12 protein-coding genes are annotated in these 13,126 nt (G+C 68.5%); 2 read left to right on the top strand and 10 right to left on the bottom strand.

From position 1 onward, the window contains the following. Positions 1-43: 43 nt before the first annotated feature. The 8 genes from AB0O65_RS09970 to AB0O65_RS09935 all read right to left on the bottom strand — a co-directional run bounded on the left by AB0O65_RS09970 (position 44) and on the right by AB0O65_RS09935 (position 8,982). On the bottom strand, positions 44-1,030 hold the full coding sequence (locus AB0O65_RS09970; protein ID WP_313355941.1) for an arabinan endo-1,5-alpha-L-arabinosidase: 987 nt from the start codon (positions 1,028-1,030) through the stop codon (positions 44-46). Then, complete coding sequence (locus AB0O65_RS09965) at positions 1,027-2,526, bottom strand: alpha-N-arabinofuranosidase (protein ID WP_071644660.1); 1,500 nt, start codon at positions 2,524-2,526, stop codon at positions 1,027-1,029. Before AB0O65_RS09965 ends, AB0O65_RS09970 begins: the two co-directional genes overlap by 4 nt. Then, on the bottom strand, positions 2,523-3,203 hold the full coding sequence (locus AB0O65_RS09960; protein ID WP_071644661.1) for a DUF624 domain-containing protein: 681 nt from the start codon (positions 3,201-3,203) through the stop codon (positions 2,523-2,525). Before AB0O65_RS09960 ends, AB0O65_RS09965 begins: the two co-directional genes overlap by 4 nt. Beyond that, entirely contained in the window at positions 3,200-4,573 is a 1,374-nt protein-coding gene (locus AB0O65_RS09955; protein WP_363384643.1) for an arabinan endo-1,5-alpha-L-arabinosidase, read from the bottom strand. The genes AB0O65_RS09960 and AB0O65_RS09955 overlap by 4 nt, the downstream gene beginning before the upstream one ends. Positions 4,574-4,575: 2 nt before the next feature. Further along, a complete protein-coding gene (locus AB0O65_RS09950; RefSeq protein WP_363384640.1) occupies positions 4,576-5,541 on the bottom strand; it encodes a carbohydrate ABC transporter permease in 966 nt (321 codons plus the stop codon). Between the two features lie 7 nt (positions 5,542-5,548). After that, on the bottom strand, positions 5,549-6,454 hold the full coding sequence (locus AB0O65_RS09945; protein ID WP_313479613.1) for a sugar ABC transporter permease: 906 nt from the start codon (positions 6,452-6,454) through the stop codon (positions 5,549-5,551). A 67-nt stretch (positions 6,455-6,521) separates the two neighbouring features. Beyond that, positions 6,522-7,841 carry a sugar ABC transporter substrate-binding protein gene (locus tag AB0O65_RS09940; protein ID WP_313356757.1) on the bottom strand — a complete coding sequence of 440 codons (1,320 nt, stop codon included), beginning with the start codon at positions 7,839-7,841 and terminating at the stop codon, positions 6,522-6,524. Between the two features lie 130 nt (positions 7,842-7,971). Beyond that, the gene (locus AB0O65_RS09935; RefSeq protein WP_071642180.1) at positions 7,972-8,982 is read right to left on the bottom strand and encodes a LacI family DNA-binding transcriptional regulator; all 1,011 of its coding nucleotides are present in this window, start codon (positions 8,980-8,982) and stop codon (positions 7,972-7,974) included. A 189-nt stretch (positions 8,983-9,171) separates the two neighbouring features. On the opposite strand from AB0O65_RS09935, the gene AB0O65_RS09930 reads away from it, so the two are divergent. Further along, complete coding sequence (locus tag AB0O65_RS09930; protein WP_313479609.1) at positions 9,172-9,990, top strand: aldo/keto reductase; 819 nt, start codon at positions 9,172-9,174, stop codon at positions 9,988-9,990. Positions 9,991-10,069: 79 nt separating this feature from the next. Continuing rightward, on the top strand, positions 10,070-10,915 hold the full coding sequence (locus AB0O65_RS09925) for an NAD(P)-dependent oxidoreductase (RefSeq protein ID WP_363384635.1): 846 nt from the start codon (positions 10,070-10,072) through the stop codon (positions 10,913-10,915). 40 nt (positions 10,916-10,955) lie between these two features. Here AB0O65_RS09925 and AB0O65_RS09920 read toward each other — a convergent pair whose 3' ends face one another. Both AB0O65_RS09920 and prpB read right to left on the bottom strand, forming a co-directional pair. Continuing rightward, complete coding sequence (locus tag AB0O65_RS09920; RefSeq protein WP_363384632.1) at positions 10,956-12,146, bottom strand: bifunctional 2-methylcitrate synthase/citrate synthase; 1,191 nt, start codon at positions 12,144-12,146, stop codon at positions 10,956-10,958. Continuing rightward, positions 12,143-13,054 (bottom strand): methylisocitrate lyase, encoded by a 912-nt coding sequence (gene prpB / locus AB0O65_RS09915; protein ID WP_363384629.1) that lies wholly within the window; start codon positions 13,052-13,054, stop codon positions 12,143-12,145. Before prpB ends, AB0O65_RS09920 begins: the two co-directional genes overlap by 4 nt. Positions 13,055-13,126: the final 72 nt, after the last annotated feature.

The following is a 13,126-nucleotide window of genomic DNA, read 5'->3' as shown; positions in this document are numbered from 1 at the left end:
GGCATCGGGCCGGCCGCGGCGTGACGCCCGGATGCCCGCCCGCTCACCAGCTCGCCCTCGGCCAGCCGTCCTGCCACTGCAGGGGCAGCAGGCCGAGCGTGGGGACGCCGTCGGCCGCACCGTCGTAGTAGTGGAACGCCAGCGTGTCGCCGAACACCGACTGTCCGCCCGGCCCGATGCGATCGGCGCCGTCGCCGGAGAGCACGACCGTGCCGCCGTCGTCGAGCAGCGAGGTCCCGTCGGCATCCAGGTAGGGGCCGGCGACGTCCTTCGACCGCCCGACGACGATCTCGTACGTGCTGTCCACTCCCCGGCAGCAGAATCCGCGCGAGACGAACAGGTAGAACCAGCCGTCGCGCGCGACGATGTACGGCGCCTCGATCGCGTTCTCGACGAGACCGCGATCGGCGAGGCGAAGCGGCGCGGCGGAGTCCGCGCGCAGGCCGCTGGGCCACTCGAGTTCGACCATCCGGATGCCCGATGAGAACGACCCGAACGACATCCACGGTGTGCCGTCCGCGTCTTCGACGATGCCGGCGTCGATCGCGTTGAAGTCGGTTCCCTCCGACGCGATGACCTCACCGCGGTCGACCCACTCGAAGTCGGGATCGTCGGGGTCGAGGGTCGTGTTCGTCGCCAGGGCGATGACCGAGTCGCCGCTGCCGAACGTCGACACCGAGTAGTAGAGGTACCAGGTGCCGTCGTGCTGGTAGAGCTCGGGCGCCCAGAGGTTGTCGACACCGGGCACCGCGTCGTCGAGCCACGCCGGCTTCTCGTCCCACACCTCGCCCGCATACTCCCAGTCGACGCCGTCGTCGGAACGGCGGATCTGGATGTTCCCGTCGGCGATCTGACCGTTGCCCGTCGAGTAGACGAAGCGATCGTCGCCGACCTGCACGTAGGCCGGGTCGTGCACGAACACGTCGCCGGTCAGCACGGGTGCGACGGCGCTCGCCGGCGCGCACCCGGCGAGCGCCGCCGCTGCGATCAGAGCAGCGGCGGCGCCGACCGGGCGCAGGTTCCGGGTCACGACAGCGACAGCGCCGACCACGAGACCGGCGGCAGGGTGACGGTGAGCACGCCGTCGCGGATCACCGCGCCCTCGAGGGCCTTCAGCCCGACCCGGTCCTGCTCGGCGAGCGTGTTCTTCGCGTACACGTCGTCGTCCCACAGCGTCACGGCCTCGTCGATGGTCGTGATGCCCAGCCCGTCCACGGCGATGCTCACCTCGATCGACTCGGTCTGGCTGCGGTTGACGAGGAACACGGCCGCGGAGCCCTCATCGACGGTGACCACCGAGTCGACCAGGGGCGCCTGACCGTAGACGGCGGTGTCGTAGGTCCCGACCTCGATGCGAGGCGCGATCACCTCGCCCTTCGCCAGACGCGACGTGATCGAGAAGGGGAAGAAGGTGGTCTGCCGCCACGCGTCGCCGCCCGGCTCGGTCATGATCGGGGCGATCACGTTCACGAGCTGCGCGAGCGAGGCCGACGCGACGCGGTCGTGGTTCTTCAGCAGCGTGATCAGCAGGTTGCCGAGCACCACGGCATCCGCCACCGAGTAGACGTCCTCCAGCTGGCGCGGCGCGTAGCGCCACTCGTCGTTCACCTCGTCCGACTCCCGGTGCTCATCGAGGTACCAGATGTTCCACTCGTCGAACGAGAGCTTGATCTTCTTGCTCGACTTCAGCTTGTGCCCCACGTGATCGGCGGTGGCGACGACCGTCTCGATGAAGTACTGCATGTCGATGGACGACGCGAGGTACGAGGCGAGGTCACCGCCGCGCTCCTGGTAGTACGCGTGGCACGAGATGAAGTCGACGTGCTCGTAGGTGTGCTCGAGCACCGTGCGCTCCCAGTCGCCGAAGGTCGGCATGCCGGAACCCGATGACCCGCACACCACCAGCTCGAGCGTGCGGTCGGCCGCCTTCATCGCCTGGGCGGTGCGGGCCGCGATCTTGCCGTAGTCGTCGGCCGTCATGTAACCGGTCTGCCAGGGGCCGTCCATCTCGTTGCCCAGGCACCACATGCGGATGTCGTGCGGTTCGACGGTGCCGTTGGCGATGCGCTGATCGCTGAGTGCCGTGCCCGACGGGTGGTTGCAGTACTCCAGCAGGTCGAGCGCCGCCTCGATGCCGCGCGTGCCCAGGTTGACGGCCATCATCAGCTCGGAGCCGGTGAGCTTGAGCCAGCGCGAGAACTCGTCGACGCCGACCTGGTTGGTCTCGAGCGAGTGCCAGGCGAGATCACGACGCACCGGGCGCTTGTCGCGCGGTCCGACCGAGTCCTCCCACCGGAAGCCGGAGACGAAGTTGCCGCCGGGGTAGCGGATGGTGGTCGAGCCGAGCTCGCGCACCAGGTCGACGACGTCGAGACGGAAGCCGTCCTCGTTCGCGGTGGGGTGGCCGGGCTCGTAGATGCCGTCGTAGACGCAGCGGCCGAGGTGCTCGACGAACGAGCCGAAGATGCGCCGATCGATCGGAGCGACGACCGCGGTCCGGTCGATGGAGATGCGTGCCTTGGTCACAGGATGTCCTTGTCTGGGTTGGGGGTGGCGGAGTCGAGGGTCGGCTGCGCGGGGCCGATCGGAAGCCGGGCGAGACGGCGGTCGATCAGGCGCACGGCGACAGCGAGAGGAACGGAGATACCGACCAGCGGGATCGTCACGGGGAACACCCCGGCGATGACGGCCATGGCGAGCAGAGCGATGAGCACGCCCAGGCCCGTCGCGGGGGCGGAGAGCGCGACGGCGACGGCGACGCGCAGCACCGCGGAGGGCCGGTCGCCGTGCCGGGCGAGCAGGGTCAGCGTGACCGCGAGGGTCACCACGACGATGAGAGCGACGATCGCCGTGAGGCCGGAGAGCACCGCGGCGGCCGGTCCGGCGAGCCGGGCCAGCGCCGCCGCATCCGCAGCCAGCAGCAGACCCGCGATCAGGAACGGGATGCCGGTGAGGTTCGCCCGGCGGAACGCGGCACGGTAGTGCCGCACGAACGCGCGCACGATGCCGTCATCGGCGGGGCGCCCGCCGGGAAGCAGGACGGATGCCGCGGCGACCCCGGCCGGCATGAGCCCGGCCACCACGCCGCCCGCGAGCACGCCGCCGATGAACAGCAGGTTGACGAGCACCAGGGTCCACACGGCGTCGAGCATCTGCATGACCCGGCCCGTCCACCCTGCAGCGGCGTACGTCTCGGCGCTCATGAGCGCACCGTCTTCGAGCCACTCCAGACCACCCCGTCGGCATCGATGCCGCTGAACGCGAGCACCGGGCATCCCGCGACGGGATCCCATGCGCCGAAGACCACGGCATCCAGCCCGGCGGCGGCTCCCGATCCGGCCGAGCCGGACGACGCGTCCGGGATCACTGTCAGATGGGTCGTGACCGGCTCGCCTGCGCTCATCAGATCCGACTCGATGCGCACGCGCTCGGCGTCGACGACGCCGGCGGTCTCCGGCGCGAAGCGCACGGCATCCCAGTCCCCTGCGACGGGCTCGGCAGCGGCGAGGCGCTCGGTGCCGTCGCCCGCGTACGGGTGCGGCGACACGACGGGCCAGCCCGTGGCGGTCCAGTGCACGCGACGGATCTGCGCCTCGTGCTCGGTCGGGGCGTCCGCGAAGCGCACGTGGTGCACCATGAAGGTGTCGGTGCCGTCGTGGAAGATCGAGTTGTGCCCCGGAGCGATCAGCCCCGCGCCGCCGGGAAAGCGAAGACCGCCGAGCACCTTGGTGCCGGTCGAGACGGCGTGCTCGTCGGTCGGCGAGGTGAGGTCGCGCCCCTGGTGGTCGAGGTACGGCCCCGTGATCGAGTCCGAGATGCCCACCCGCACGCTGTACGTGTCGACCAGCGAGTCGTACGACACGAAGAGCACGTGGCGACCGTCGCGCTGCACGACGTAGGCGCCCTCGATCGCGCCGTCGACGCCGGCGGGTCGTCGGGCGATCAGCGTGCCCGGTTCGTCACGTCGGCGCCGGCCGGTCTCGAGCGCGAGCTCTACCGCGTGGATGCCGCCGAAGAACGATCCGTACAGCATCCACGGTGTGCCGTCGCGGTCGTACCCGACTGCCGCGTCGATCGCGTTGATCGTGTCGCGCGCGTGGTCCGTCGCGATCACGATGCCCTCGTCGCGCCAGGGACCGACGGGCTCGGCCGCCGTGGCCAGTCCGATCGCCGAGGTGCGCGAGCCGAACGTCGACGCGGAGTAGTACATGTGCCACCGCGTCTCCCGCGGTACGTCGCCCTCGGCATCGGCATCGGCGGTCGGCCAGCGCACCACCTCCGGCGCCCACAGGCCCACCGCCCCCGACCACGAGCCGGCGGGAGCCGGCACCCCCTCCAGCGCGGTGCCGCGGTAGGTCCACGTGACCAGATCCGGCGAGGTGCGCACGTGCACGCCGGCCGGCACCCGGTCGAGCCCCGACGCGGCGTCGGTCGAGAACATGTACCAGAGGCCGTCGTCGCCGCGCACGACGGTCGGGTCGTGCGCGTTGCGCGCACCCCAGGTCGCGGTGTCTGCGGTGTCTGCGGTGTCTGCGGTGTCTGCGGTGTCTGCGGTGTCTGCGGTGTCGATCATGCTCAGCCCTTGGCCCCGGTCAGCGCGACGGATTCGATGATCTGCCGCTGGAAGATCACGAACACCACGAGCACGGGGATGAGCGCGATGAACGATGCTGCCATGATCAGCGGGTAGTCCGTCTGGCTCGCGTAGGTGGCATTGAAGCTCGCGATCACGAGCTGCAGCGTCTGCCTCTCCGGCGAGTTCAGGTAGATGATCGGTGCCAGGTAGTCGTTCCACACCGCCATGAACCACAGGATGAACTGCGCAGCCACCGCGGGGCGGATGGCGGGGAAGATCAGCGTCCAGAAGATGCGCAGATACCCGGCGCCGTCGAGTTTGGCGGCCTCGATGATCGAGTCGGGCACCGAGTCCAGGAACTGACGCAGGAAGAAGATCATCACGATGTTGCCGAACAGGCCGGGCAGGATGAGCGGCCACAGGGTGTCGACCATGCCCAGATCGCCGAACATCTTGAACTGCGGGATCATGATCGTCGGGAACGGGATCATGATCGCCACGAGCAGGGTGAGGAAGACGACGTTCTTGAAGGGCAGCCGCATCTTCGCGAACGCGAAGGCGGCGAGTGCGCTGGTCGCGGTGCCCACCACCGTCACGCTCACCGAGACGACGATGCTGTTCCAGATGCCGCTGGCCAGCGGACCCGCCGACCACACGCGCAGATAGTTCTCCCACTGCACGGGGTCGGGGATCCACTGCGGCGGCAGCGCGAACACCGCCTCACGGGTCTTCAGCGACGTCGTGAAGGTCCACAGCAGCGGCGCGATCATGATGATCCCGCCGACCGCGAGCACGATCGTGACGATGACGTTCATCGAGCGGTAGGAGCGCGAGCGCATGCCGACCGTGGTCGACGAATCGCCGATCGGGGCGCGTCGACGGCGGCGGCCGCCGGGGTCCTGAGGGAGCACTGCCACGGCGGTCGCGGGGGCGGGCGACGGCGAGGTCGAGGTCGTGAAAGTCATGGCTGCCTCACTCGATCGAGAACTGGGAGCGTCGGTTCATCCGGAACTGGATCGCGGTGATGACGAAGACCAGCAGCCCGAGAACCACGGACATCGAGGTGGCGTAGCCCATCTGGAGGTAGTTGAAGGCTTTCTGCCAGATGTACCAGACGATGGACGCCGTCGAGAACTCGGGCCCCCCGGTGGGGGTCATGATGTTGATCTCGATGAAGATCTGCGCGCCGCCGATGATGCTCGTCACGACGAGGAAGAAGGTGACCGGCCGCAGCATGGGAATCGTGATGTGGCGGAACTGCTGCAGGGCGTTCGCACCGTCGATCGCCGCCGCCTCGTACAGGTGCCTCGGCACCGACTGCAGGGCGGCCAGATACAGCAGCATCGAGAAGCCGACGCCCTTCCACACCGCCATGATGATGATCGCGGGCTTCGCGGTGGACGCGTCCTGCAGCCAGTTCGGGCCGTCGATGCCGAGCATCGCGAGCACCTGGTTGATGAGGCCGAAGTCGCCGTTGTAGGCCCACTGCCACAGGATCGCCACGGCCGCGAGCGACGAGATGACCGGCACGTAGTAGACGGTGCGGAAGAACGTCGTGCCGCGCATGCGCCGGTTCAGCGCGAGGGCAAGCAGGAGCGAGATGATCAGGCCGATGGGAATGCCGATCATCATGAAGACGGTGTTGCCCATCGCCTTCCAGAAGTACGGGTCGCCGATCATCTCGACGTAGTTGTCGAGACCGTTGAACGTCGGCTCGCTCAGGCCGTTCCACTTGGTGAACGAGGCGTACACCGCGTACAGCATGGGATAGCCGATGAAGATGAGGAAGCCGATGACCGGAGCCGCGATGAAGGCGGCTGCGGCGAGGTGCTCTCGGCGGTGGAGTCGGGAACGTCGGATGGTGGTCGGAGAGCCCATCACGGCTCACCTCCTTTCGGGTACCGGATGCGGGTGCCGGGGGCGCGCGTGCGCCCCCGGCGGACGATCAGCCGATGCCGGCGTCGGCGTTGGCCTTGTCGAGCAGCTCCTGCATGCGCGGCTGCACCTCATCGAGGTAGTCCTTCGCGCTCTGCTTGCCGTCGAGCACGGGCTGGATGTTCTTCCACAGCTCGTCGTACCACTCGGCGCTGTAGGTGGTGTTGGCGGGCAGTGCGCGGCCGTAGTCCTGCACGATGTCGAGGAACTCCTGCTTGTTCGCCGGCGGCGTGGTGGAGTCGGCGACCCACGTGTCGGCCATGTCGATGAGGTTCGGGATCTGCACGCCGTCGTCGACGAGCGACTGCTGCGCGGTCTCGTTCGTCGAGAGGTAGATCGCGAGCTTCGTGGCGAGGTCGGCGTTCTTCGTGCTCTCGCTGACGGCGATGCCGAGGGTTCCGGTCCAGGTGGCCGTCTCACCGGTCTTGCCGACCGGGTACGGGATGAGGTCCCACTCGAAGTCGAGCTTCTGGTACGTGGGCACATCCCACGGGCCGACCGGGAAGAAGCCGATCTCGCCCTGCATCCAGCGCTGATAGGTGTCGAGCGTCTGCGAGTCGGAGCTCGAGGGGGTGACGGCGTCCTTCGTGCTCATGTCGGCGAAGAACTGCAGCGCCTCGACGAACTCGGGGCTGTCGACAGTCACCCGGGTGCGGTCGTCGTTGAGCCAGTCCCCGCCGTTCGACCACACGAACGACTGCAGGTTCCACTGCACGTTCAGCCCGGTGCCCCACTGGTCGAGCTTGCCGTCGCCGTCGTTGTCCTTCGTCAGCTTCTTGGCGACATCGATGAACTCCGCCCAGGTGTAGGGCTGATCGACGTCGGGCAGCGGGATGCCGGCCTCTTCGAACATTGTCTTGTTGTAGCCGAACGAGAACGGCCCGACGTCCTTCGGCATGGCGTAGATGTCGCCCTTGCCCATGAGCGCGCCGTCGAAGCGGTAGCTGTCGACCCCGTACGCCCACACGTTGTCGAGGTCGACCTCCTTCTCGACGGCGGCGGTGATGTCCTTGATGATCCCGGAGCGCACGTACGCCTGCACGCTGCCAGGGTCGACGTAGAAGACGTCGGGGACCTTCTTGCCGGCGATGGCCGCCTTGAGCTTGGTGCTGTACTCGTCGGCCGTGGTCATGATGATCTTCACGTCGACGTCGTTGGCCTTCTCGAACTCCTCGATCGCCTTGGTGTAGGCGGCCTTCTCGGCGTCGCTGCCTCGGAACATGAAGGTGAGCGTGCCGTCGTCGCTCGCCGCTCCGGATGCGGAGCAGCCGGTTGCGGTGATGCCGGCGAGCGTGATCACGCCGGCGATGGCCAGGATCCGTGACTTCATTGTGCGGGTCTTCCTCTCAGAGCTGACTTCGATGTCATCGCCCAGCGCCATGCCGCCCAGCGATCCTCACAGAATTTACAACGTTGTAGTAAACGTTGTAGAAACATTGTGACCCCACCGGCCGCCGCTGTCAACTGGAAGCGGACGACTCGCGTTCGAGGATGCGGTAGTCGGCGAAGAGGGTCTGCGGCGCAGCATCCGCCTTGCCGCCGATGCGGGCCAGCAGCGTCGAGACGGCCGTCTTCGCGATCCAGCCGCGGCCGGGATCGACCGTCGTGAGCGACGGGATCGAGTACGCCGCCTCGTCGAGACCGTCGAAGCCGATCACCGAGACGTCGTGCGGCACCCGCAGACCCGCCTCCTGCAGTACCCGCATGGCGCCCAGCGCGAGGGTGTCGTTCAACCCGAAGACGGCATCGAATTCCGCTCCCCTGGCGAGGATGTCGCGCATCGAATCGGCGCCGTTCGCCCGATGCCACAGCGTCGTGTATCCGACGATGGAGTCGTCGTACTCGATGCCGGCCGCGTCCAGCGCCTCGCGGTACCCCTGCAGGCGCAGCGCCGCGGATCCGACGATCTCGCCCTCGTGGGCGCCGACGACGGCGATGCGGCGTCGCCCCTGTGCGATCAGGTGCTCAGTGGCCGCGCGCGCCGCGTCGACGTTGCGCATGGTCACGTGGTCAGTCGGGCCGTCGAAGATGCGCTCGCCGAGCAGCACGAGCGGATAGGGCACGTCCAGAGCGGCCACGTCATCGGGCCCCATGCCGAGTGGGCTGAAGATCAGCCCGTCGGTGAGCTTGAGTCGCGAGCTGCGCAGCAGGTCGAGCTCGCGCTCGCGATCTGCGCCGGTTTGCTCGACGAGAACGACGACGCCGGCGGCTTCGGCCTCGTGGATGACCTGCGCGGCCAGCTCGGCGAAGTACGCCAGGCTCAGGTCGGGCAGGGCGAGAGCGATCGCGCCCGTGCGCCCCGACCGCAGGTTCCGTGCGGTGAGATTGGGCGTGTACCCGAGCTCGCCGATCGCCTTCTCCACCTTCGCGCGCGTGGCCGGGCGGATGTGCTCGTAGTCGTTGATGACGTTCGACACGGTCTTGATCGAGACCCCCGCCAGCCTCGCCACGTCGTGCAGCGTGACAGCCATCGGCATCCTCCCGCGTGTCGCCTGGCATCGGGGTGATGCCGCTCAGCCCCAGGTTACAACGTTGCACAGGATCGGTGCACGGCCGCGGTGCACCGCACGCGTCACCCCGGGCGCCGCTCGGCCGACCCGCCGGGCGTCGCCCCCGGGACATCGGCGCCCCGGGCGTCGCCGCCGTGTGAGGATGTGGGCATGCCAGGAACGCTCGCCCTCAACGACGGCAGTCGGCTTCCCGCCCTCGGGTTCGGGCTGTACAAGGTGCCGATCGAGCAGACCGCCGAGGTCACCCTCGCCGGCATCGACGCGGGCTACCGGCTGGTCGACGGAGCGCGGTTCTACGGCAACGAGCGCGAGCTCGGCGAGGCGATCCGATCGTCGGGGCGACGCGACGATCTGATGGTGGCCTCGAAGTTCTGGGGCGATCCGGTGCAGAGCCGCGAGCAGGCCATCGCCGACTTCGCGGATTCCGAACGCGAGCTGGGCGTGGGTCCGCTCGATCTCTACATGATCCACTGGCCGCGCTCATCGCGAGGCGTCTTCGTCGACGTGTGGCGCGGGCTCATCGAGCTGCAGCAGGAGGGACGCGTGCGCACGATCGGCGTCGCCAACTTCGAACCGGACGATCTGCACCGCCTCGTCGACGAGACCGGCGTCGCGCCCGCGCTGAACCAGGTCGAGTCGCACCCGTGGCTGCCCCAGCACGAGCTGCGTGCCCTGCACGCCCGGCTCGGCATCGTGACGCAGGCGTGGAGCCCGCTCGGCCGCGGCCGCCTGCTCGATGACCCGACCCTTCTCGCCGTCGCGGCGAAGCACTCCGTCACGGTCGCGCAGGTGGTGCTGCGCTGGCATCTGCAGCTCGGCGGAGCCGCCGTCGTCAAGTCGACGCATCCCGAGCGCCTGCGTCAGAACCTCGACCTCGACGACGTCGCGCTCGACGACGACGACATGGCGGTCATCGCCGGCATGGAGAGCGGCGAGCGCACCGGCACCCACCCGCGCGACCGGCAATAGGCCGAGGCGCGCCGCGCGAGACCGGTCGGTTTCGCGCGTATAGCGTTGCAGGACAGAACCCGACGGAAGGACAGCGACCATGCGCATCGCCCTGACCGGAGCATCCGGCAAACTCGGCACCGTCGTCGCTCGCGAACTGCGCGCGAACGGCTGGGACGTCATCGGAATGGACGTCGTCGGCACCCGCGCCGACGACTTCGTGCAGGTCGACCTCACCGACTACGGTCAGGTCGTGGACGCGCTCACCGCGGTGGGCGACCGCCATGACGGCATCGACGCGGTCGTGCACCTCGGCGCGATTCCCGCGCCGGGCGTCCGCAGCGACGTGGCCACCTTCCACAACAACATGCCGGCGACGTTCAACGTCTTCTGGGCAGCCGTGCGACTGGGCATCCGGCGCATCGTGTACGCCTCCAGCGAGACGGTGCTGGGGCTGCCGTTCGACGTGCCGCCGCCGTACATCCCCGTCGACGAGGAGTATCCCGCGCGCCCGGAATCGGTGTACTCCCTGGTGAAGACCCTGGAAGAGCAGCTGGCGCGCGAGCTGGTGCGGTGGCATCCCGACCTGTCGGTCACGGCGCTGCGGTTCTCGAACGTGATGGTGCCCGAGGACTACGCCGAGTTCCCCTCCTTCGACGACGACGCCATGACGCGCAAGTGGAACCTGTGGGGCTACATCGACGCGCGCGACGGCGCCCAGGCTGTCGAGCGCGCACTGCAGGTGGCGAAGCCCGGGTTCGACCGCTTCATCATCGCCGCTGCCGACACCGTCATGTCGCGGCCCAACGCCGAGCTGATCGCCGAGGTCTTCCCCGATGTGCCGGTGACCCGCGACGTGGCGCCGAACGAGACGCTGCTCTCGATCGACCACGCCAGGGACGTGCTCGGCTTCGAGCCTGAGCACTCCTGGCGCGACCAGGTCTGAGACCGGCGCTCACGCGTGAGAAACGGCAGGACGGATGCCGTCAGCCGGCGGCTTCCTCCGGACGCTCCTGCACCTCGATCGCGGCGGTGTCGGGCTCGTACTGCTCGATGTGCCGCTCGTCGACACCGTTGTACGCCGACAGCGGGCGGATCAGGGCGTTCGAGGCCTGCTGCTCGAGAATGTGGGCGGTCCAGCCCACGATCCGCGCGGCGATGAACAGTGGCGTGAACGTCAGCGTGTCGTACCCGATCAGGTTGTACGCCGGACCGGAGGGGTAGTCGAGGTTCGGGTAGATGCCCTTGCGCTCGACGAACTCGGTCTCGAGCTTCTCGTACAGCTCGGCGACGTCGGGCCTGTCGTAGTGCTCGACGAGGGTGTCGAGCGCGGCCTTCATCGTGGGCACGCGCGAGTCGCCGCGCTTGTAGACCCGGTGCCCGAAGCCCATGATCTTGCGCTTCTCGGTGAGCGCGGCGTCGAGCCATTCCTCGACACGGTCGGCCGAGCCGATCTCGTCGAAGATGTGCATGACGGCCTCGTTGGCACCGCCGTGCAGCGGTCCCTTGAGCGCGCCGATCGCGCCCACGACCGCCGAGTACAGGTCGCTGAGCGTCGAGGTGATCACCCGGGCGGTGAACGTGGAGGCGTTGAACGAGTGCTCGGCGTACAGGATCATCGAGCGGTTGAACGCGTCGACGACCGCCTGGTGGGGCTCTTCGCCGAAGGTCAGCCACAGGAAGTTCGCGGCGTAGTCGAGGTCGTCGCGCGACTCGATCAGCTCCTGCCCGCGGCGTCGGCGCTGACCGTACGAGACGACGGCCGGCAGCACCGCGAACAGCTGCAGGCTGCGCTGCAGGTTCTGCTCGGGTGTGCCGACCGCGTCGAGCACGCTGCCGGTGCCCGCGGTCTCGAACGCGCCGATCACGCTGACGGCCGTGCGCACCTCGTCCATCGGGTGCGAGTCGAGCGGCAGCGCGTCGACAGCGGCCTTCACCTCGGGGGTCAGAGCGCGGTGCCTGCGCTCGGTGGTGCGGAACTCGGCCAGCTGCGCTGCGGTCGGCAGCTCACCGTGCCACAGCAGGTACGCGACGGCCTCGAACGGCTGCGTCGCCGCGAGCTCCTGCACGGGGTACCCGCGATAGAGCAGGCTGTTGGTCTCGGGGTTGACCTTGCTGATCGCCGTCACATCGGCGACCACGCCCGCGAGGCCCTTCCTGATCTCGGATTCGCTCATTCGGTCACTCCTCGCTCGATGGTGAAGTTGAAGACTCCCGAGTCGAAGTGGTTGTACGACTCGTAGTCGATCAGATCATAGAGATCGGCGCGGTGCTGCATCTCGCCCAGCTTCGAGGTCAGGTGCCCCTCGTCGTTCAGCGTGTCGAGCGCGCGGCCCGCGGCGCCCATGGCGATGCGCAGCAGCGACACCGGCCAGATCACGATGTTCACGCCCACATCGCGCAGCTGATCCACCGAGAAGAGGTCGGACTTGCCGAACTCGGTCATGTTGGCGAGGATCGGCACGTCCACGGCATCCCGGATCGCGGCGAACTCGTCCAGCGACCGCATCGCCTCGGGGAAGATCGCGTCGGCACCGGCATCCACCAGCGCCTTGGCGCGGTCCTTCGCCGCCTGCAGCCCGTCGACGGCGGCGATATCGGTGCGCGCCATGATGAGGAAGTTCTCGTCACGACGCGCGTCGACCGCGGACCGGATGCGTTTGATCGCCGTATCCGCGTCGACCACCGCCTTGCCGTCGAGGTGACCGCAGCGCTTCGGGTTGATCTGGTCTTCGATGTGGGCGCCGGCGAGGCCGGCGTCTTCGAGGGTCTGGATCGTGCGGGCGACGTTCATCGGCTCGCCGAATCCGGTATCGGCATCGATGATGGCGGGCAGCTCGGTCATGCGCGCGATCTGCTGCCCGCGACCGGCGACCTCGGTGAGCGTCGTCAGACCGATGTCGGGCAGCCCGAGATCGGCCGACAGCACCGCGCCGGAGATGTAGACGCCCTCGAAGCCCTTCTGCTCGATGAGGCGGGCGCTGAGCGGATTGAACGCGCCGGGGAAGCGCAGCAGCTCACCGCCGGCGAGCCGCTCCCGGAACGCGCGGCGCTTCTCGTGCGCGGGGGTGGTGGCGTACAGCATCAGGGTCCTCCTTCAGCTTTCGAATCGCTCAACTGGCACCCGAACCAGCTGAACGCCGGCCAGTTGAGCGAT

It is taken from the genome of Microbacterium sp. NPDC077391, from assembly GCF_040686955.1.
GTDB classification, from domain to species: domain Bacteria; phylum Actinomycetota; class Actinomycetes; order Actinomycetales; family Microbacteriaceae; genus Microbacterium; species Microbacterium commune.
The sequence above is the reverse complement of the archived record's forward strand: the minus strand, read 5'-3'. Positions and strand labels throughout refer to the sequence as shown.

What these genes read in the sequence shown, in the direction of transcription:
- AB0O65_RS09935 (WP_071642180.1), bottom strand. Translation starts at nt 8,982, where the DNA reads ATGGCTGTCACGCTGCACGACGTGGCGAGGCTGGCGGGGGTCTCGATC.
- AB0O65_RS09950 (WP_363384640.1), bottom strand. Translation starts at nt 5,541, where the DNA reads ATGACTTTCACGACCTCGACCTCGCCGTCGCCCGCCCCCGCGACCGCC.
- AB0O65_RS09960 (WP_071644661.1), bottom strand. Translation starts at nt 3,203, where the DNA reads ATGAGCGCCGAGACGTACGCCGCTGCAGGGTGGACGGGCCGGGTCATG.
- AB0O65_RS09920 (WP_363384632.1), bottom strand. Translation starts at nt 12,146, where the DNA reads ATGAGCGAATCCGAGATCAGGAAGGGCCTCGCGGGCGTGGTCGCCGAT.
- AB0O65_RS09945 (WP_313479613.1), bottom strand. Translation starts at nt 6,454, where the DNA reads ATGGGCTCTCCGACCACCATCCGACGTTCCCGACTCCACCGCCGAGAG.
- AB0O65_RS09940 (WP_313356757.1), bottom strand. Translation starts at nt 7,841, where the DNA reads ATGAAGTCACGGATCCTGGCCATCGCCGGCGTGATCACGCTCGCCGGC.
- AB0O65_RS09955 (WP_363384643.1), bottom strand. Translation starts at nt 4,573, where the DNA reads ATGATCGACACCGCAGACACCGCAGACACCGCAGACACCGCAGACACC.
- AB0O65_RS09930 (WP_313479609.1), top strand. Translation starts at nt 9,172, where the DNA reads ATGCCAGGAACGCTCGCCCTCAACGACGGCAGTCGGCTTCCCGCCCTC.
- AB0O65_RS09925 (WP_363384635.1), top strand. Translation starts at nt 10,070, where the DNA reads ATGCGCATCGCCCTGACCGGAGCATCCGGCAAACTCGGCACCGTCGTC.
- prpB (WP_363384629.1), bottom strand. Translation starts at nt 13,054, where the DNA reads ATGCTGTACGCCACCACCCCCGCGCACGAGAAGCGCCGCGCGTTCCGG.